This is a genomic window from Roseibium sp. RKSG952, from assembly GCF_009711355.1.
The window spans coordinates 1-294 of record NZ_SMMF01000150.1 but is presented as its reverse complement, the minus strand read 5'-3'; the positions used below and the strand labels follow the sequence as shown (position 1 = coordinate 294).

General features: G+C 57.5%; 1 protein-coding gene. It reads left to right on the top strand.

The features are described 5' to 3' along the window. Window positions 1-294, top strand: a 294-nt coding sequence (locus E1297_RS00375; RefSeq protein WP_155132554.1) for a DUF4116 domain-containing protein, incomplete at both ends; no start/stop codon positions are given.

Below are 294 nucleotides of genomic sequence, written 5' to 3'. Positions count from 1 at the left end.
ATATTCAGTTCATGGATGCGGATGACGCAGAGGTTGCCAAGGATATCATCGCCTGCAACGCAGGCAGGTTCCTGCCCCTGCTAAAATGGGCCGTGAAGCAAAACGACAGGGCGTTGCAATATGCGCCGGAAAACCTCCGGATGCCACAAATGTGCCGCGAGGCAGTGAGGCAAAACGGCAGGGCGTTGCAATTTGTTCCGGAAACTCTCCGGACACCTGAGACGTGCCTTGAAGCGGTCAGGCAAGACGGCGCGGCGTTGGAACATGTGCCGGAAAAACTCCGGACGCCGGAGA